Source organism: bacterium (genome assembly GCA_009926305.1).
Classification (GTDB): Bacteria; Bdellovibrionota_C; UBA2361; order UBA2361; family RFPC01; genus RFPC01.
In genome coordinates this window covers 1-1,080 of the sequence record RFPC01000270.1, presented here as the reverse complement: position 1 = coordinate 1,080, position 1,080 = coordinate 1, and the positions used below count along the sequence as shown (strand labels likewise).

2 protein-coding genes are annotated in these 1,080 nt (G+C 49.1%); one reads left to right on the top strand and one right to left on the bottom strand.

The features are described from left to right. Positions 1-169: 169 nt before the first annotated feature. Positions 170-802 (bottom strand): hypothetical protein, encoded by a 633-nt coding sequence (locus tag EBR25_14465; GenBank protein NBW42172.1) that lies wholly within the window; start codon positions 800-802, stop codon positions 170-172. 60 nt (positions 803-862) lie between these two features. Between EBR25_14465 and EBR25_14460 the strand changes: the two genes are divergently transcribed. Then, positions 863-1,080, top strand: a 218-nt coding sequence (locus EBR25_14460; protein NBW42171.1) for a hypothetical protein, incomplete at its 3' end; no start/stop codon positions are given.

Here is a 1,080-nt window from a genome sequence, read left to right as displayed (position 1 = left end):
CAATTCCCGAAAAAAGAAAATACCCTCGCAGGGATAATTCCCCACGGTTTTGGTAAAGCCAGCGCTGCAAGCTCGTTGAGCCAGTCTTTGGCCTTCCAATGTGAAGAATCAGGCGCAAGGTCTGCCTTTCTGCTTGGTTCTGAACTAACCTTCGCCTAACGAACCGCGGTCAGAAAAACGCCCCGTAGGTTTCGAAGTCGACTCGGTAGAAGTCCCGTAGTTGCTTTATGTCCGCGTCCTTTATCTCGACCTTACGACTTCTCCCTGATTTTTGCTGATGCGGCAACCTCGCCTTCATTCCTGAGACCCCTCGAAGATAATCTTGGAATTCGTTTACTGAGTGCGGAGTGTAGATCTTCTCAAACTCAGATGCCTCATACCCAAGAAATACGACCTGTTTCTCTGTATGGTGAGCAACTTCAACAATGGATTGCCGATATTCTGACAGATTTGACACGAATTCCGAAAAGGTGGGCTCTGGAGGTAGGCCCCGAGCAACCGCTCTTCTCCACCCAATAAGGGATTGCTTATGTCGACGGAGAACCCTATTCCGGAAAAAAGAAGTAAAACGTTCTATCGGTTCTCGCACGAAGGCAATTTTGTGAGGGTATTCCTTCGTTTTTATCCTCTCGAATTCTGTGGTGGGCATTATCGAGTGAACGTGCCACGTTTTTCCACCAGCTCGGAAGGGTTCAAAATCTCTCGAATTCTCCAAGAAGAATGCGAGCGATTTTAGGGATGTGGAGAGCACCTTGGGAGAGGTGTATATGGCAAGTCCATACTTAGGCACTAAAATCGGCATGCACTAAATTTAGCGAAGCTAATTGGCCTTGAGCGACGCTCTTGGGAAATGGAAGTCCTAATGTCCAGCAAGGATGCTTTATGGACGGAGTGGATCCTCAAGTATTCAGAGGATCGCTGCCTCCGGGCGGGCGCGCTAGTAAGGGGCGGCAACGGTCTTCTCACAGTCGCCCTTAAGGGCAGTAATTCTCCTTCCCATGATCGGGCTCAAGGAGGAATTCTCCTCGTTTCTCCAAAGTTTCTCCCTCTTCCAGCTCTCTGGGAAAAAATGGAGGATTG